At 70.2% G+C, this 17,594-nt stretch carries 16 protein-coding genes; 8 read left to right on the top strand and 8 right to left on the bottom strand.

Annotated elements, in window-relative coordinates; translation table 11 throughout:
* Position 1: 1 nt before the first annotated feature.
* Positions 2 to 322: a multidrug efflux SMR transporter gene (locus AB0M27_RS08850; RefSeq protein ID WP_365719429.1), complete on the top strand. Its 321-nt coding sequence runs from the start codon at positions 2 to 4 to the stop codon at positions 320 to 322.
* Between the two features lie 26 nt (positions 323 to 348).
* On the opposite strand, the gene AB0M27_RS08845 is transcribed toward AB0M27_RS08850, so the two are convergent.
* Entirely contained in the window at positions 349 to 3,186 is a 2,838-nt protein-coding gene (locus tag AB0M27_RS08845) for a transglycosylase domain-containing protein (RefSeq protein ID WP_365719427.1), read from the bottom strand.
* A gap of 1,254 nt (positions 3,187 to 4,440) precedes the next feature.
* Here AB0M27_RS08845 and AB0M27_RS08840 point away from each other — a divergent pair.
* Genes AB0M27_RS08840 through AB0M27_RS08825 form a run of 4 tightly spaced genes read left to right on the top strand, consistent with a single transcriptional unit; the run spans position 4,441 to position 7,733 of the window.
* The gene (locus AB0M27_RS08840) at positions 4,441 to 5,241 is read left to right on the top strand and encodes an ABC-2 family transporter protein (RefSeq protein ID WP_365719425.1); all 801 of its coding nucleotides are present in this window, start codon (positions 4,441 to 4,443) and stop codon (positions 5,239 to 5,241) included.
* Between the two features lie 43 nt (positions 5,242 to 5,284).
* A complete protein-coding gene (locus AB0M27_RS08835; RefSeq protein ID WP_365719684.1) occupies positions 5,285 to 6,061 on the top strand; it encodes an ABC transporter permease in 777 nt (258 codons plus the stop codon).
* A gap of 4 nt (positions 6,062 to 6,065) precedes the next feature.
* On the top strand, positions 6,066 to 7,034 hold the full coding sequence (locus AB0M27_RS08830; protein WP_365719423.1) for an ABC transporter ATP-binding protein: 969 nt from the start codon (positions 6,066 to 6,068) through the stop codon (positions 7,032 to 7,034).
* 9 nt (positions 7,035 to 7,043) lie between these two features.
* Entirely contained in the window at positions 7,044 to 7,733 is a 690-nt protein-coding gene (locus AB0M27_RS08825; RefSeq protein ID WP_365719421.1) for a DUF1707 domain-containing protein, read from the top strand.
* Positions 7,734 to 7,754: 21 nt separating this feature from the next.
* Here the strand turns inward: AB0M27_RS08825 and AB0M27_RS08820 are convergent, their stop codons facing one another.
* The 3 genes from AB0M27_RS08820 to AB0M27_RS08810 form a co-directional block, all read right to left on the bottom strand.
* Positions 7,755 to 8,147, bottom strand: coding sequence for a hypothetical protein (locus tag AB0M27_RS08820; RefSeq protein WP_365719419.1), 393 nt, complete (start codon positions 8,145 to 8,147; stop codon positions 7,755 to 7,757).
* Positions 8,148 to 8,281: 134 nt separating this feature from the next.
* On the bottom strand, positions 8,282 to 9,019 hold the full coding sequence (gene rph / locus AB0M27_RS08815; RefSeq protein WP_365719417.1) for a ribonuclease PH: 738 nt from the start codon (positions 9,017 to 9,019) through the stop codon (positions 8,282 to 8,284).
* A gap of 79 nt (positions 9,020 to 9,098) precedes the next feature.
* On the bottom strand, positions 9,099 to 9,332 hold the full coding sequence (locus tag AB0M27_RS08810) for a glucose PTS transporter subunit EIIB (RefSeq protein WP_030782705.1): 234 nt from the start codon (positions 9,330 to 9,332) through the stop codon (positions 9,099 to 9,101).
* Between the two features lie 184 nt (positions 9,333 to 9,516).
* Between AB0M27_RS08810 and AB0M27_RS08805 the strand changes: the two genes are divergently transcribed.
* On the top strand, positions 9,517 to 10,833 hold the full coding sequence (locus AB0M27_RS08805; protein WP_365719415.1) for a PTS transporter subunit EIIC: 1,317 nt from the start codon (positions 9,517 to 9,519) through the stop codon (positions 10,831 to 10,833).
* A 147-nt stretch (positions 10,834 to 10,980) separates the two neighbouring features.
* The gene (locus tag AB0M27_RS08800; protein ID WP_365719413.1) at positions 10,981 to 12,228 is read left to right on the top strand and encodes a PTS transporter subunit EIIC; all 1,248 of its coding nucleotides are present in this window, start codon (positions 10,981 to 10,983) and stop codon (positions 12,226 to 12,228) included.
* 71 nt (positions 12,229 to 12,299) lie between these two features.
* On the opposite strand, the gene AB0M27_RS08795 is transcribed toward AB0M27_RS08800, so the two are convergent.
* A complete protein-coding gene (locus tag AB0M27_RS08795) occupies positions 12,300 to 13,052 on the bottom strand; it encodes an MBL fold metallo-hydrolase (RefSeq protein ID WP_351809884.1) in 753 nt (250 codons plus the stop codon).
* A gap of 214 nt (positions 13,053 to 13,266) precedes the next feature.
* Between AB0M27_RS08795 and AB0M27_RS08790 the strand changes: the two genes are divergently transcribed.
* Positions 13,267 to 13,725: a type II toxin-antitoxin system PemK/MazF family toxin gene (locus AB0M27_RS08790; RefSeq protein ID WP_365719411.1), complete on the top strand. Its 459-nt coding sequence runs from the start codon at positions 13,267 to 13,269 to the stop codon at positions 13,723 to 13,725.
* Here the strand turns inward: AB0M27_RS08790 and AB0M27_RS08785 are convergent, their stop codons facing one another.
* The 3 genes from AB0M27_RS08785 to AB0M27_RS08775 form a co-directional block, all read right to left on the bottom strand.
* The gene (locus AB0M27_RS08785; RefSeq protein WP_365719409.1) at positions 13,726 to 14,175 is read right to left on the bottom strand and encodes a hypothetical protein; all 450 of its coding nucleotides are present in this window, start codon (positions 14,173 to 14,175) and stop codon (positions 13,726 to 13,728) included.
* Between the two features lie 128 nt (positions 14,176 to 14,303).
* Positions 14,304 to 16,367, bottom strand: coding sequence for a putative Ig domain-containing protein (locus AB0M27_RS08780; protein WP_365719407.1), 2,064 nt, complete (start codon positions 16,365 to 16,367; stop codon positions 14,304 to 14,306).
* A gap of 271 nt (positions 16,368 to 16,638) precedes the next feature.
* Positions 16,639 to 17,589, bottom strand: coding sequence for a cysteine synthase (locus AB0M27_RS08775; protein ID WP_365719405.1), 951 nt, complete (start codon positions 17,587 to 17,589; stop codon positions 16,639 to 16,641).
* Positions 17,590 to 17,594 lie beyond the last annotated feature (5 nt).

The raw sequence follows: 17,594 nt of genomic DNA, 5'->3' as shown, positions 1-17,594 counted from the left end.
CATGGCCCGGGTTCTGCTTGTCGTCGCCGGTCTGCTGGAGGTGGGCAGGTCGATCGGGATGAAGTACAGCGAGGGCTTCACCCGGCTGGTGCCCAGTGTGTTCACCGGCGCCGGGATCGCCGCCGGCATGGTTCTGCTGTCGTATGCCGCGAAGTCCCTGCCCATCGGTACCGCGTACGGCGTGTGGGTGGGCATCGGGGCGGCCGGTGCGGCGGTGCTCGGCATGGTGGTGCTGGGTCAGCCGGTCACCGCCGCCCGGATCTTCTTCGTGTGTCTGCTGCTGGTCGCCATGGTGGGGCTGAAGGCGACCAGCAGTCACTGAGACGTCACGCAGGCGGCAAGGGGGCGTCAGGCGGCGGGGTCGCCGCCTGACGGTCCGGCGGCCGTGCCAGCCGGACCGCCCCCGCCGTCGGTTCCGCCTCCTGTGGTCGTGTCGCCCGCCGTGGTCCCTCCGTCGGTCGTGCCGCCGCCCGTTGTGTCGCCGCCGTTGGTCGTGCCGCCGCCGGTGGTGTCTCCGCCGGTGGTGTTGGTGCCGCCGCCCGTGGTGGTGCCGGTACCGCCGGTGGTGGTCGTGCCGCCGTCGGTCGGGGTGCCGATGGTGCCGCCGTCGGTCGGGCTGGCGGTCGCACCGCCGTCGGTCGGGGTGCCGGTGGGGCCGCCGTTGCTCTGGTCGCCGGTCGTGCCTGGCTGGGCCGAGCCGGTGGCGACGGGCGGCTGCGGCTGGTCGGCGCCCTGCTGCAGCTGGAGGTCGAAGCCGGAGGCCGGCTTGTTCTTCAGCGCGTCCGCCGTGTACTGGGCCCAGATCTGGGTCGGCGGGCCGCCACCGTTCATACGGGCCTGGCCGAGGGCGCCGTACAGCGGCATGTGCTTGGCCGTCACCGGGTCCTGGCCCATGACCGAGACCACCGTGGCCAGGTCGGGGGTGTAACCGGCGAACCAGGCTGCCGTGTCGTTCTCGGCGGTACCGGTCTTGCCGGCCGCCGGGCGGCCCGCGGCCTGCGCGGCGGTGGCGGTGCCGTTGTCGACCACGCTCTGCAGGACGGACGTGGTGGTGTCGGCGGCCTCCCGGCTGACGGCCTGCTTGACCGGCTGGTCGGGCAGCTTGACCTCGTCCGTGCCGTCCTTGGTGATCTTCTCGATCAGGGTGTACATGCCGTGCTTGCCGTGGTTGGCGAGCGTGGCGTAGGACTCCGCCATGTCCAGCACGCTGGCGGTGGCGGTGCCGAGGGCGATCGAGGGGTACGGCTGGAGGTCCGGGGTGCCGGAGGGGACGCCGAGGTCGATCGCGGTCTGCTTGACCTTGGACGGGCCGACGTCGACGGCCATCTGCGCGTAGACGGCGTTCACGGACAGGTCGGTCGCCTTGGTGACGTTGATCTGGCCGTACGACTTCTGGTCCTCGTTCTGCGGAGCGTAGGCGCCGCCGCTCCAGCCCTGTACGGGGCGTTCGTTGGTGCCGTCGTACAGGGCGTTCGGGGTGATGGGGCGGCCGTCCTGGGTGGTCGAGCCGTTCTGCACCGCTGAGGTGAACACGAAGGGCTTGAAGGTGGAGCCGACCTGGAAGTCACCGCGGGTGGCGCCGTTGGTGTACTGCTTGACGTAGTCGATCCCGCCGTACATGGCGACGACCTTGCCGGTCTTCGGGTCGACGGAGGCGCCGCCGGCGCGGACGTACTTGTCGACCTTGTTGTTCTTCTTGTCCAGCTTGGAGACCAGCTGGTCGTTGACCGCCTTGACGAAGGCGTTCTGCCGGTTCTTCTGGATGGTGGTGGTGATGCGGTAGCCGCCGGTCGCGAGCTGGTCGTCGGTGAGGATGTTGTTGGTGGTCAGGTAGTGCTTGACCGCCTCGACGAGGTAGCCGCGCTGGCCGGACATGCCCGTCGAGACCGTCTGCTCCTTCGGCATCGGGAACTTCATCCCGGCGCGCTCGGACTCGCTGAGCCAGCCCTTCTTGACCATGCCGTCCAGGACGTAGTTCCAGCGGGCGACGGCCGCGGCCTTGTTCTCGGGGTGGGCCACGACGTCGTACTCGCTGGGCGCGTTGACGAGCGCGGCGAGGTAGGCGGCGCGGGCCGGGTCGAGGTTCTGGGCGTCGACGCCGTAGTAGGCCTGGGCGGCGGACTGGATGCCGTAGGCATTGCGGCCGAAGTAGCTGGTGTTGAGGTAGCCCTCGAGGATCTCGTCCTTGGACTTGGTGCGGTCCAGCTTGATCGAGATGAAGAACTCCTTGGCCTTGCGGGTGACCGTCTGCTCCTGGCCCAGGTAGTAGTTCTTCACGTACTGCTGGGTGATCGTCGAGCCGGACTGCTTGCCCTTGCCGGTCGCCGTGTTCCAGGCGGCGCGGAGCATCGCCTTGGGGTCGATCGCCGACTCGGTGTAGAAGTCGCGGTCCTCGGCGGCCAGTACGGCGTGCTGGGCGTCCTTGGAGACCTGGGCGAGGCTGACGTTCTCCCGGTTGATCTGGCCGTCGCGGGCCAGCTGGGAGCCGTCGGCGTAGAGGTAGACGTTGGCCTGCTTGGTGGCGAGGGCGTTGGCCGGCGGGATCTGGACCAGGGAGTAGCCGAGGAAGAAGAGGCCGACGACCAGCAGGATCCCGATGACGAAGGAGCCGAGCACCATGCGCCAGGTCGGAATGATCCGCCGCCACCCGGTCCGCTTGGGCCGCTTCGGCTTCTTGCCGTTGCCTCCGGCGGGCTGACCGTCGGCGGGGGTGGCGGCGAGGAGGGTGGTCTTCTCGTCGGCGGGTTGGGGGGAGTTCTGGGTGTTGGTGGTGCGGGGACGGGTGCCGGGGCTGCGGGTGGCAGCCCCGGCCGCGCCTGCGGGGGCGGCCTGGGAGGCCTGGGCAGCGGCGCCGGCGGCGAGGCCGGCGGCGCCGACCGCTCCGGCCGTCCGGGCAGCGCGGTTCGCACCGCCGCCCGGGCGGGCGGTGTCGGGGGCGGCCGTACGAGGGGTGCGCCCGGCGGCGTCCGGTCCGGTCGCCCGGGGGATACGGCCGCCGGCGTTCGGCTCGCCGGCCGGAGAGGCGGCCGCCGTCCTGGCGGGGTCGCCCGGCTCGGCCGCGCGGGGTGCGTCGACCCGCCGGAGAACCTGGGTGGTCTCGGGCGCGGGCGCCTCACCGGAGCCCTGGGCCGCCTTGCCGTACCGGTCCTCCTGGGCCGCCCGGGGTGCCGTGACACGCCGGAGCACCTGCGTGCTCTCGGCCGACTGCGCCTGCTCGGAGCCGGCCCGGGCCGCCGGGACTTGCGGCTTCCCGGAGTCAGTACGGGACCGACCGGAGGACTGAGACGCGGTGGACGCACCGGAGGACTGGGACCCGGTGGATGCACCGGGCGCCGAAGCCGCACCGGTTGCGGCACCGCCCGAAGGCACGTCCTCGCGAGCCCCCGAACCGCTGCCGGACACCGAAGCGCCCCGGTCCGCCGGGCCCCCACCGGAGCGAGCCGAGCCATCACCGGCGGCGCCACCGGACACCGCGCCGGACACGGAGTCCCCACGAGTCTCCGACGCACCACGGTCCGCCGGGCTCCGACCGGAGCCCGAGACCTCACCGGACGCCGAGCTCCCGCGAGCCACCGGCGCTGCACCAGCAGCCTCACCAGAAGTCCCGCCGGAAGCCGACGCACCACGAGCCGCCGCCCCAGCGGAGCCCGAGACCTCACCAGGCGCCGACACATCGCGTGCCGCCGAAGCCCCACCGGAGCCCGAAGCCCCACCGGAGCCCGAAGCCCCACCGGACGCCGAACGCGCGCCGGAAGCCGCCTCCCCGCTGGACGCGGTCGCCCCCTGCTGTTCCGTCCGGCCGCCTCGGGCCGCCTGACGAGCCCGGGCCATGGAGGCCGTACGGTCCAGGGCCGAGCGGTCCTCCGGAGCCGACGAGCCCGCCGCGGTCGGCGGGCCGGCCGGAGTCGAGCGGTCCTGGGACGCCGCACGGTCACCCACTCGGCCGAGCCCGGTCTCCCGGGCCTGCGCGCCCTGCGAAGCCGTACCGCCCCGCTCGGCCCGCGCGGTCTCCGCCGTGCCCTCCGTACCCGCCGTCTCCCGGGACCCTTCCCGCCGGCCGGCGTCCTCGGATCGCGCCGGAGCACCAGCCCCCTCAGACCCGGTCGTATTGTCGGTTGCCCCGACCCGGCCCGGTCCCCGTTCGGGGTGGGTGCCGGGGGCGCCGGGCCCTTCAGCAGCCAGCGGCTTTTTCGGCGGCACGCCTTCGTTCGGCTGCTGCGGCTGCGGCTCGTCGCTCATGTCGTGCACGGACTCCTGTTTCGCGTCGTACGTTCCTGTACGCCTCGTACGCTTCTGCGCCCCCCGTTTGAAGACTCCCGCACCTGGCGTTCCGTTCCCGGATTCGAGCACGCTTCGGCACGAAATTGCGTGGCCGGCCGCCGGGCCCGGGGACTAGGCTCCTGCGCTTCGGTGTCGAGCGGTCCCGGGAGGTGGACTGGCGTGGGCGCGGGACGGTTGTACGTGGCCGTCGCGGCGGGGGGATTCAGACGGTACGCGACGTATCGGGCTGCCACTGCGGCAGGGGTGTTCACGAACACGGTCTTCGGGCTGATCCTCGTCTATACGTATCGCGCCCTGTGGGACGAGCGGCCGCAGCTGGGCGGGTGGGATCAGGCGCAGGTCGTGACGTATGTGTGGCTGGGGCAGGCGTTGCTGTCGACGCTCGCGATCGGCGGCGGGGGCGTCGAGAACGAGTTGATGGAACGCATCCGTACGGGGGACGTGGCGATCGACCTGTACCGGCCCGCCGATCTGCAGATGTGGTGGCTGGCGACGGATCTGGGCCGGGCGTTCTTTCAGTTGGCGGGGCGGGGGATCCTTCCGTTCGTGTTCGGTGCCCTGTGCTTCCCGGTGTACCTGCCGACGGACGTGGGCACCTGGGTCGCCTTCTTCGTCGCCGTGCTGCTGGCGATGATCGTCGGGTTCGGCATCCGGTACCTGGTGGCGCTCAGCACGTTCTGGTTCCTGGACGGTACGGGTGTGACGCAGATGTCATGGCTGATCAGTTATTTCTGCTCGGGCATGCTGCTGCCGCTGAACCTCTTCCCGGGGGCGCTCGGCGAGGTCGTACGGGCGCTGCCGTGGTCATCGCTGCTCCAGGCGCCGGCCCAGGTCCTGCTGGGGCATGCGGACCCGCTGGGCACGTATGTGTTCCAGGGGGCGTGGGCGGTGGCGCTGCTGGGCGCGGGGCGGCTGGTGCAGTCGGCGGCGACGCGCAGGGTGGTGGTCCAGGGTGGCTGAGATCGACACAGGCCGGGTGCGGGAGGGCGTGCGGGCGTATCTGATGATCGCCGGGATGTGGATCAGGTCCACCATGGCCTACCGCGCCTCGTTCCTGATGACCACGTTCGGCAACTTCTCGGCGACCCTCCTCGACTTCGTCGGGATCATGCTGATGTTCTCGCGGGTGGACGCCCTGGGCGGCTGGTCGTTGCCCGAGGTGGCTTTCCTGTACGGCCTGTCCGGGGTGGCCTTCGGTCTTGCCGATCTGGTGATCGGGTCGATGGAGCGGCTGGGGCGGCGGGTGCGCGACGGCACGCTGGACACGCTGCTGGTGCGTCCGGCGCCGGTGCTGGCCCAGGTGGCGGCCGACCAGTTCGCCCTGCGCAGGCTGGGCCGGGTGGTGCAGGGCCTGCTGGTGCTCACCTGGGCGGTGGCGCGGCTGGACATCGACTGGACGCCGCTGAAGCTGCTGCTGGTGCCGGTGGCCCTGGTGAGCGGCTGCGGGATCTTCTGCGCGGTGTTCGTGGCGGGGGCGGCCTTCCAGTTCCTGGCGTCGGACGCCTCGGAGGTGCAGAACGCCTTCACCTACGGCGGTACGACGCTGCTGCAGTATCCGCCGACGGTGTTCGCGAAGGAGCTGGTGCGCGGGGTGACGTTCGTGCTGCCGCTGGCCTTCGTCAACTGGCTGCCCGCGACCTATGTGCTGGGGCGGCCGTATCCGCTGGGGCTGCCCGAGTGGCTGGCGTTCGCACCGCCGCTGGTGGCGGTGGGGTGCTGTGCGCTGGCGGGGCTGGCCTGGCGGGCGGGACTTCGTTCGTATCGGAGTACAGGGAGCTAGCGCGGTGGCGGACAGCGATTTCATCTCACTGGAGCAGGTCGAGAAGGTCTTCGAGGTGCGCAGGAAGACCGGGTTCCTGAAACGGGAGCGGCGCGAGGTGCGGGCGGTGGACTCGATCTCGTTCACGGTGGCGCGCGGGGAGATGGTCGGGTACATCGGGCCGAACGGCGCCGGGAAGTCGACCACGATCAAGATGCTGACCGGGATTCTGACGCCGAGTGCGGGCAGGCTGCGGGTGGCGGGCATCGATCCGTCGCGGGAGCGGCGGCGGCTCGCGCACCGGATCGGGGTGGTGTTCGGGCAGCGTACGACGCTGTGGTGGGACCTGCCGCTGATCGACTCCTACCGGCTGGCGCACCGCATGTACCGGATCCCTCAGGCCCGTTACCGCGAGAACCTGGACCGGTGCGTCGAACTCCTGGAGCTGGGCGCCCTGTTGGACGTGCCGGTACGGCAGCTCTCGCTCGGGCAGCGGATGCGCGGGGACATCGCGGCGGCCCTGCTGCACGACCCGGAGGTGCTGTACCTGGACGAGCCGACGATCGGCCTGGATGTCGTGTCGAAGGCGAAAGTCCGTGGTTTTCTGAGGGAGTTGAACGCCGAGCGGGGCACTACCGTGCTGCTGACGACGCACGACCTGCAGGACATCGAGCAGTTGTGCTCACGGGTGATGGTGATCGACCACGGCCGGCTGATGTACGACGGTCCGCTCGCGGGGCTGCACGAGGCCGGGGAGAGCGAGCGGACGCTGGTGGTGGACCTGGAGCGGGAACTGCCGCCGGTGGAGGTGCCGTCGGCGCGGGTGGTGCGGGTGGAGGGGCCGCGGCAGTGGCTGGCGTTCCCGGCGGGGCAGTCGGCGGCACCGCTCGTCGCGTATCTCGCGGCGGAGTATCCGCTGGTGGACCTGTCGGTGCGGGAGCCGGACATCGAGGCGGTCATCGCCAAGATGTACGCGGAGAAGGCGGTCTCGTAGGCTTCTGTCATGACCGACGACGCAAGTCCGGACCTCCGGGCGTCCGACAGCGACCGTGAACGGGTCGCCGAGGTCCTGCGGGACGCCCTGGCCGAGGGCCGGCTCGACATGGCGGAGTTCGAGGAGCGGTTGGAGGCGACGTACAAGGCGCGTACCTACGGCGAGCTGGCGCCGCTCACCCGTGATCTGCCGGCGGCCGGTACCGTGCCGCCGCCCGCTCCCGTCTCCTTCACCAAGGAACCGGCTCAGAGCGGGAGTTGGGCGGGCCGGATCGTCGGGGGCGAGGGGTCCTCGGCGGGTGCGGTCGCCATCATGTCCGGGTTCCAGCGCAAGGGCCGCTGGACGGTGCCGAGGCAGTTCAACTGCTTCGCGTTCTGGGGCGGCGGCGAGATCGACCTGCGGGAGGCGGACTTCGCGGACCGCGAAGTCGTGATCAACTGCGTGGCGATCATGGGCGGTGTGCAGGTCATCGTGCCGCCGGGGATCGAGGTCGTCGTCCGCGGCACCGGCGTCATGGGCAGCTTCGAGCACCCGAGGCACGAGGAGCCCGAGCCGGGGGCTCCTCGCGTGATCGTCGGGGGCCTTGCGTTCTGGGGCGAGGTGGCGGTGACCCGCAAGGTCACCCGGGCGGAGCGGCTCCGTCTGAAGGAGCAGCGCCGCCAGGAGAAGCTGGAGCGGCGCCGGGACGGGGAGTACTGATACGGCCCCGCGCCCCTCGGGTCACTTCGTGCAGACCTTGGTCAGTTCACCGGCCGCATCCGTCACCGGGCTCACATCCGGTGTCCTGTCCCCGTTCTTGATGGCCGTACGCACGTTGTCCACGGCCTTGTTCAAGTCGTCGACCGCCTTGTTGACATCGGCGTTGTCCGTCTTGTCACCGATCTTCTCCAGGTTCTTCTCGATGGAGTCGAGGGAGGCGTCCGCCTGGGTCGGATCGTTCGCCGCGTTCTCCACCGCCTGCTGAAGATCGGTGACACTGTCGGCGATGGAGTCGGCGGTCTGCACGCAGTCCAGGGCCTTGTTCACGGCGTCGCAGCCGGTGGTGAGGCCGATGGTGAGCGCGGCGAGCGCCACCCCGGCGACGGCGGTGAGACGGCGTCGGCTGAAGGCCATGGTGGTGTTTCCCTCCCCTGGTAGGGCCCGTACGGCCCGGTAAGGCCGCCGTACCCCTAGGACGCCGGGACGGGCGCGCGGGTTGCCCACGCGCGCCCGTCTTTTTGATCCGCCCTTTACTCCTTGGTCCGCCCCTACTTCGTGAGCGTGGCTTCGAGGGCCGCGCGCTGGTGGGTGGTGAGTTCGGCGCATCCGGTGACGGCGAGATCGAGCAGGGCGTTGAGCTCGTCGCGGGCGAAGGGCTCGGCCTCGGCGGTGCCCTGGACCTCGACGAAGCGTCCGTCGCCGGTGCAGACGACGTTCATGTCGGTCTCGGCGCGCACGTCCTCCTCGTAGCAGAGGTCGAGCAGCGGGACGCCGCCGACGATGCCGACGGAGACGGCACTGACGGTGCCGGTGAGCGGCTGCCGGCCGGCCTTGATCAGCTTCTTGCCCTGGGCCCAGGCGACGGCGTCGGCGAGGGCGACGTAGGCGCCGGTGATCGCGGCGGTGCGGGTGCCGCCGTCGGCCTGGAGGACGTCGCAGTCGAGGACGACGGTGTTCTCGCCGAGCGCCTTGTAGTCGATGACGGCACGCAGCGAGCGGCCGATGAGCCGGGAGATCTCGTGGGTACGGCCGCCGATCTTGCCCTTGACGGACTCGCGGTCGCCGCGGGTGTTGGTGGCGCGGGGCAGCATGGCGTACTCCGCGGTGACCCAGCCCTCGCCGCTGCCCTTGCGCCAGCGCGGGACGCCCTCGGTCACGGAGGCGGTGCAGAACACCTTGGTGTCGCCGAAGGAGACGAGGACGGAGCCCTCGGCGTGCTTGCTCCAGCCGCGTTCGATGGTGACCGGGCGGAGCTGTTCGGGGGTACGGCCGTCGATGCGAGACATGGCAAGGAGCCTAGCCGTACCTGTGGAAGGGGCTCCTCCCGCGTCGGGAAGAGCCCCTTCCGGGGTGAGCCGGTGGGGCTCACATCATGTCTTCGATCTCCGCGGCGATCGGGTCGGCGTCGGTGCCGATGACGACCTGGATGGCCGTGCCCATCTTGACGACGCCGTGGGCGCCGGCGGCCTTCAGGGCGGCCTCGTCGACCAGGGAGGGGTCGGACACCTCGGTGCGCAGCCGGGTGATGCAGCCCTCGATCTCCTCGATGTTGTCGATACCGCCGAGGCCGGCGACGATCTTCTCAGCCTTGCTGGCCATGTTCCTTCTCCCTGATCCGAACCGCTTTGTCGCAGTAACCCACAGTTGGCCCATCTTCGCGAGCGGTCATGCCGTGCGTGCCGAATGATGGCGATCACGACAGCGGAACCGTCCGGCGACTGGTCTACACCACAGGGGGTGCGGTCGCCAAACCGCCTCCGAGTCCCGTGGCCGGGAGGACGCCATGAGTGCCGAGAGCGCGCCCGCCGACAGCACGGCCGGCCCGGCGCGGGAACGCTGGAACCGCCTGTTCCAGGGCCTGCAGAAGATGGGGCGCAGTCTGCAGCTGCCGATCGCGGTACTGCCGGCGGCGGGCATCATCAACCGGCTGGGCCAGCCGGACGTGTTCGGCAAGGACGGCCTGGGCTGGACGAACGTCTCCAAGGTCATGGCGGGCGCGGGCGGCGCCCTGCTCGACAGCTCGATCGGGCTTCCGCTGCTGTTCTGCGTGGGCGTGGCGATCGGCATGGCGAAGAAGGCGGACGGCTCGACGGCACTGGCCGCGGTGGCGGGCTTCCTCGTCTATTACGGCGTACTGCACCAGTTCCCCGAGTCCTGCCCGGGCGGCTCCAAGGCGATCCCCCAGGTCGGCTGTCAGGTGACCGTCGGCGCGGGCACGGGTTCGGTGACGCCCTTCACCTTCCAGAACCCGGGCGTCTTCGGCGGCATCGTGCTGGGCCTGCTGGCCGCGTTCCTCTGGGCCCGGTTCCACCGCACCAGGCTGGTGGACTGGCTGGGCTTCTTCAACGGCCGCCGGCTGGTGCCGATCATCATGGCCTTCGTCGCCATCTTCTTCGCGGCGCTGTGCCTGTGGATCTGGCCGCCGATCGGCGGCGGTCTGGAGAGCTTCAGCAAGTGGCTGCGGGACGCCGGCTCCTGGGGCGCGGGCGTCTTCGGCGTCGCCAACCGGGCGCTGCTCGTCGTCGGCCTGCACCAGTTCCTGAACGTGCCCATCTGGTTCCAGTTCGGCAGCTACACCAAGCCCGACGGCACGGTGGTGCACGGCGACATCAACATGTTCCTCCAGGGCGACCCGCACGCCGGCCAGTTCACCTCGGGCTTCTTCCCGATCATGATGTTCGCGCTGCCGGCCGCCGCGCTGGCCATCACGCACTGCGCCCGGCCCGGCCGGCGCAAGGAGGTCGGCGGTCTGATGCTGTCGGTGGCGCTGACCTCGTTCGTGACCGGCATCACCGAGCCGATCGAGTATTCGTTCCTGTTCATCGCCCCGCTGCTGTACGCCGTCCACGCGCTGCTGACCGGCGTCTCGATGGCGGTGACCTGGGCGCTCGGGGTGCACGACGGGTTCAGCTTCTCGGCCGGCCTGATCGACTACGTCATCAACTGGCACCTGGCGACGAAACCATGGCTGATCATCCCGATCGGCCTGTGCTTCGCGGCGGTCTATTACGTCGTCTTCCGTCTCGCGATCACGCGGTTCGACCTGAAGACACCGGGCCGTGAGCCGGAGGACCAGGTAGAGGACGTCACCAAGGTCTGATATCCGGGCTTCTCCGGCACCTAGCACATCGGCACGCCGCGTAGCGTCCCGGTAGCGGATTTCGTGGTTCCTTCCCCGCCCTCATCGTGCTACAACAGGTCTACACCACTGAGTGGTGTAGACCACCACCGATGGAGGAACCATTCCATGAGCACCGCCACTGCCACGGCGGCTCCCGCGAAGAAGCGGGGATCAGGCCTCTTCCAGGGCCTGCAGAAGGTCGGCCGCAGCCTGCAGCTCCCGATCGCCGTACTGCCGGCGGCGGGCATCCTGTTGCGTCTGGGCCAGCAGGACGTCCATGACAAGCTGCACCTGCCCGACAAGGTTACTGCGGTGTTCGCCACGGCGGGTGGCGCGATCTTCGACAACCTTCCGATGCTGTTCTGCATCGGTGTCGCGATCGGCTTCGCCAAGAAGTCGGACGGCTCGACGGCGCTGGCCGCCCTGGTCGGCTTCCTGGTCTACAGCAACGTGCTGAAAGCGTTCCCGGTCACCGAGGCCAAGATCCAGAAGGGCGCGGACATAGCCGCGACCTACAACAACCCCGGTGTTTTCGGCGGCATCCTGATGGGTCTGCTGGCCGCCGTGCTGTGGCAGCGCTACCACCGCAAGAAGCTGGTGGACTGGCTCGGCTTCTTCAACGGCCGCCGGCTGGTGCCGATCATCATGGCCTTCGTCGGCACCGGCATGGGTGTCTTCTTCGGCCTGATCTGGAAGCCGATCGGTGAGGGCATCTCCAACGCCGGCGAGTGGATCACCGGTCTCGGCGCGCTGGGCGCGGGTCTGTTCGGTCTGGTCAACCGTGCGCTGATCCCGGTCGGCATGCACCAGTTCGTCAACACCGTCTCCTGGTTCCAGATCGGCGACTACAAGAACTCCGCCGGCCAGGTCGTGCACGGTGACCTGAACCGCTTCTTCGCCGGTGACCCGCACGCCGGTATGTTCATGTCCGGCTTCTTCCCGATCATGATGTTCGGTCTGCCGGCCGCCGCGATCGCCATCGCCCACGCCGCGCGCCCCGAGCGCCGCAAGGCCGTCCTCGGCATGATGATCTCCCTCGCGCTGACCTCCTTCGTCACCGGTGTCACCGAGCCGATCGAGTTCTCGTTCATGTTCATCGCGCCGCTGCTGTACGCGATCCACGCGGTGCTGACGGCCCTGTCCATGGCGATCACCTGGGCGCTCGGCGTCCACGCGGGCTTCACCTTCTCGGCGGGCTTCATCGACTACGCGCTCAACTGGAACCTCGCGACCAAGCCATGGCTCATCATCCCGATCGGCCTGGTCTTCGCGGCGATCTACTACACGGTCTTCCGCTTCGCGATCGTCAGGTTCAACCTCCCCACCCCGGGCCGCGAGCCCGAGGAGGAGGTCGAGGACCTCACCAAGGCCTGACGGCCGGGTCACCGCACGACCGAGGCCCCCTGGAGCCACTGCTCCGGGGGGCCTCGGTACGTCCGTCGGGGTCAGATCTCGTACGTGACCCTCGGCGCGGCCAGCTCCACCGGCCCGGTGAACACCTCGCGCGCGTCACGGACGTTCACCTCCGGATCGGTCCACGGCGGGATGTGGGTGAGCACCAGGCGCCGCGCGCCCGCCCGTGCCGCCGTCTCCCCCGCCTCTCGGCCGTTGAGATGCAGGTCGGGGATGCTCTCCTTGCCGTGCGTGAACGCGGCCTCGCACAGGAACAGGTCGGTGTCCCGGGCCAGCTCGTCCAGCGCCTCGGTGACCCCCGTGTCGCCGGAGTACGTCAGCGACCGCCCGCCGTGCTCGACGCGGATGGCGTACGCCTCCACGGGGTGGCGGACCCGCTCGGTGTGCACCGTGAACGGGCCGATCTCGAACGTGGAGGGCTTGACGGTGTGGAAGTCGAACACCTCGCTCATGGACGAGGCGGAGGGGGTGTCGGCGTAGGCGGTGGTCAGGCGGTGCTCGGTGCCCTCGGGGCCGTAGACCGGAAGGGGGTCGCAGCGGCCGCCGTCGTGGCGGTAGTAGCGCGCGACGAAGTACGCGAGCATGTCGATGCAGTGATCGGCGTGCAGATGGCTCAGGAAGACAGCGTCAAGGTCGTAGAGACCGCAGTGGCGCTGCAACTCGCCCAGGGCGCCGTTGCCCATGTCGAGGAGCAGCCGGAAGCCGTCGGCCTCGACGAGGTAGCTCGAGCAGGCCGATTCCGCGGACGGGAACGACCCCGAGCAGCCGACGACGGTGAGCTTCATGAAGCAGAAACCTCCGTTGGCGGAAAGATCAAAAGGGCAGGAAACGGGGGTCGTGCGGTTTGTTGAGCGTAAGGCGCGAAAGCGCGGGTCGCTCCTCCGCCAGGGGCCGTTGTGGGCGAACTCACCTGTGCTGTCACCGGTTCGGCTGGACCAGGAGCGCGTAAGGATCCGCAGAGGGCGCGCAATCATCGGCGCGCGCCGGTAACGTCGTCGTATGGACACGTCCTGGTGGCTGGCACTCGCGGCGGTGGTACTGCTCGCGCTGGTCGCCACGCTCATCGACGGCTGGGGACGCGGTCGCCGGTACGCCGGACGGCGTCTGAGGCCGCTCGGCCGCGCGGGAACGCGCCCGGCCAAGGCCGCCCGGCCGGCCCCCGGGGACATCTGGTGGGCGGACGTCCCCCACGAGGACCGCGCCGACGCGAAAGACCGGCCGTGTCTGGTGCTGGCCGTGCGCGGGAACCGGGCCACCGTCGCCAAGATCACCAGCAAGTACCACGACGAGCGCGCGGGCGTGATCCCCCTGCCGCCGGGCGCGGTCGGTGACGCCCGGGGCCGACCCAGCTTCCTGGAGACCGACGAGCTCCGCGAGGTGCCGGTCGGCGACTTCCGGCGCCGGGTGGGCGTGGTGGACCCGGTTCTGTGGGACCAGGTACGGCACCTGGCCGGCTGATCACTTCACGTTGACCGTGACCGTCCACTCCTGAATGCCCTTGCAGGACACCTGGCCCGGCGCCGTCGGCTCGGCGCACAGCGGCCGGGAGGACGTCAGTTTCTCGGTGCCGGTGGCCACCGCCTGGTAGGCGGCCGTGGCCTGGCCCGGCAGGATGACGAAGCCCGCGTTGATGCCCTTCAGTGCGCTGCCACTGGCCATGAGCGGCCTCCAGGGGCGGGACTTGGTGCCCTCCAGGGTGACCCGGACCTCGCCGCCCTTGGCCACGCAGACCGTACGGCCGCTGTCGGAGGCCTTGAGCTGGACGAGGGCGGCGCAGCCGGCGCCGCTCGGGGACGCGGACGGTGACACCTTGCCGTCACTGCCGCCGGTGTCCTTGCCGCTCTGGGAGCCGCAGCCGGCGAGGAGCAGCGCTGTGGCCGCGAGGGCGCAGAGGGTCGTACGGCGCATGGGGTTCGCCTTTCTGCCGTGGCCGTGCGGGGCCGGCCGCCTGGTGCAGATGTGACGTACCGGCTGCCAAAAAGGATCCCGCACGCGGACGGTTTCCGCGTGCGGGAACAGTGCTCACCGGGTGTGGATCAGCTGGTCGTCAGGGCGGTGTCGTCCACGACGAAGCTGGTCTGGAGGGAGGAGTCCTCCACCCCGTTGAACTTCAGGGTGACCGTCTGGCCCGCCAGCGAGGACAGGTCGAAGGTCTTCTGCGCGTACCCGGAGTTCGCGTTGAGGTTCGAGTACGTCGCCAGGGTGGTCGAACCGGCGGTCACCGTCAGCTTGTCGTACGCGGTGCTGCCGGTCTCCGCGGTGTCGACGTGCAGGTAGAAGGTGAGCGTGGCCTTGCAGCCGGCCGGGATCGTCACCGACTGGGACAGGGTGTCGGTGTGCGCGGAGCCGTAGCCGTCGAGCCAGGCGTAGTACGAGCCGCCGTGGGCCGCCTCACCGGTGTCGTTGGTGATGACGCCGCTGGACGCGCTCCAGCCGGTGCTGCCCGACTCGAAGCCCGGGTTGGCCAGCAGCTGGGAGGAGGAGCAGGTGCCGCCGGAGGAGCCGACCGTCCAGGTGAAGGACGTCGAGCCGGAGGCGCCGGTGGAGTCCTGCGCGGTGACCGTGACCTGGTAGGTGCCCGCGGTGGACGCCGTACCGGAGATCAGGCCGGTGGAGCTGTTGATGGACAGCCCGGTCGGCAGGCCGGAGGCGCTGTAGGTGAGGGCCGCGCCCGCGCTGTCGCTGGCCTGGATCTGCAGGCTGGCCGAGCCGCCGGTGGTGGTGGACTGGCTGCCGGGGTTGGTGACGGTCACCGTGTTGCCGGTGCTGGAGCCCGAGGTGAAGGCGGCGGTGCCGTTCGGGGTGCCCCAGCCGGTCGGGCCGTCGTAGCCGGTGCGCGCGGTGCAGAAGTACGAGGTGGAGCAGGAGCCGTTGGAGCCACTGGTCACGTCGTACAGGTTGGAGGTGTGGGAGTACGGGTACTTCGCCGGGTAGTCGCTCGCGCCCGGGGTGCCCGCGAGGGCGTAGACGCTCGCGATGATCGGCGAGGAGGCGCTGGTGCCGCCGACGACACCCCAGCCGGAGCCGCCGTAGGTGTCGTAGACCGCCACACCGGTGGCCGGGTCGGCGACCGCGGAGACGTCGGCCTCCATGCGCTTGGAGCAGCCGGTGTCGGTCTGCCAGGTCGGCTTCGGGTCGTAGGCCGAGCAGCCGGAGCCGGTGCCTTCCGTGGAGTTGGTGTGCCACACCGACTCGCTCCAGCCGCGGGAGTTGGAGGCGGTGGTGAGCGCGGTGCCGCCGACGGCCGTCACGTACTGGGAGGTGGCCGGGTACTCGGCGCCGTAGGCGGAGTCACCCGAGGAGACGGTGATCGCGACACCCGGGTGCTTGAAGTACGAGGTGTCCTCGCTGGTCTGCGAGGAGGACTCGGAGCCGCCCCAGCTGTTGGAGACGAACTTGGCGCCGAGCGAGACGGCCTCGTTCTCGGCGATGCCGAGGTCGGTGTCGTTCGCGGAGTTGGCCTCGACCAGGATGATGCTGCAGTTCGGGCAGACCGCGCTGACCATGTCGATGTCGAGCGCCTCTTCGCCGGCCCAGCCACTGTCGTTGGTGGGCAGCGAGGTGGTGGATCCGGTCTGGCTGACCTGCTTGAAGCAGCCGTTGGCCTTGGTGCAGGAGGACAGGCCGTAGGTGGAGCGGTAGGTGGCCAGGTCCGACTCGGCGTTGGGGTCGTTGTAGGCGTCGACGATGGCGACCGTCATGCCGGAACCGCCCGTGGTGGGCAGGTTGTAGGCGCTGTGCAGGTTGGCCGGGGAGAGGCCGGAGGGCGCGGCCGCGAGGGCGGCGGCGAGGCGCTGCTTGATGTCCGTGCGGCGCTGGGCGAAGCAGGACGCGTGGCCCGGCTCGGCCTTGGCGCACAGGTGCTCGGTCGGCACCTTCTGGCCGGCCTTGCCGGTGGAGTGGAAGGTCTGCCGCTCGGGGTCGGTCAGCGCCTTGGCGTTCTGCGTGACCTTGGAGGTGTGCGGGTGCGCGCTGGCGGTCTGCGCCCCGGCCGTGGGCGCCGCGACGAGTCCGGCGACGGTGAGGGCGAGGGCGGGGAAGGCGACGGCGAGGAGTCTTCGCAGACTCCGTCTCCGCCGGCTCGGGCGTGACTCACGCATAGGGTACTGCCTCCGGTTGACGTGGGGATGCGCACTGGATTGGCAGGCCCGTGACGCGCGTAGCGGCGGCAGACCGCGCAGTCATGAGCATGACACTCACAGACACCTGACATCCGCCGAGTGAGCGTGACATGTCAGGTGCGGCAGGAACTTAGCCGTGGCCCCAGGACTACCGGCAGTACTCAAAGGAATTCTTTGCCCCGCCATAGGAATGACTTAGCCCCCTCATAGGAGGGGGCTGGGGCGCACTTGGCAGGAACCTCGGCAGAAACTACGCCCAGAGCTGGCCCTGCAGCGTCTCGATGGCCTCCTCGGTGGTGGCCGCCGTGTAGACGCCGGTGGACAGGTACTTCCAGCCGCCGTCGGCCACGATGAAGACGATGTCGGCGGACTCCCCCGCCGTGACCGCCTTCTTCCCGACACCGATCGCCGCGTGCAGGGCCGCGCCCGTCGAGACGCCCGCGAAGATGCCCTCCTGCTGCAGCAGTTCGCGGGTGCGGGTGACCGCGTCGGCCGAGCCGACCGAGAAGCGACTGGTGAGGACCGAGGCGTCGTACAGCTCGGGCACGAAGCCCTCGTCGAGGTTGCGCAGGCCGTACACCAGGTCGTCGTAGCGCGGTTCGGCGGCGACGATCTGCACGCCCGGCTTGTGCTCGCGCAGATAGCGGCCGACGCCCATCAGGGTGCCGGTGGTACCGAGGCCGGCCACGAAGTGGGTGATCGACGGCAGGTCCGCCAGGATCTCCGGGCCGGTGGTGGCGTAGTGGGCGCCGGCGTTGTCCGGATTGCCGTACTGGTACAGCATCACCCAGTCGGGGTGCTCGGCGGCCAGCTCCTTGGCCACGCGTACGGCGGTGTTGGAGCCGCCCGCGGCCGGGGAGGAGATGATCTCGGCGCCCCACATGCCGAGCAGGTCCCGGCGCTCCTGCGAGGTGTTCTCCGGCATCACGCACACCATGCGGTAGCCCTTGAGCTTGGCCGCCATGGCGAGGGAGATGCCGGTGTTGCCGGAGGTGGGCTCCAGGATGGTGCAGCCCGGGGTGAGCCGGCCGTCCTTCTCCGCCTGCTCGATCATGTGCAGCGCGGGACGGTCCTTGACCGAGCCGGTGGGGTTGCGGTCCTCCAGCTTGGCCCAGATGCGGACCTCGGGGGACGGCGAGAGCCGCGGCAGGCGCACCAGAGGGGTGTTGCCCACCGCAGCCAGCGGGGAGTCGTAGCGCATCGCTG

It is taken from the genome of Streptomyces sp. NPDC052107, assembly GCF_040680215.1.
Classification (GTDB): Bacteria; Actinomycetota; Actinomycetes; order Streptomycetales; family Streptomycetaceae; genus Streptomyces.
Note: the sequence above shows the minus strand (reverse complement) of the source record. Positions and strands in the feature narration are given on the sequence as shown.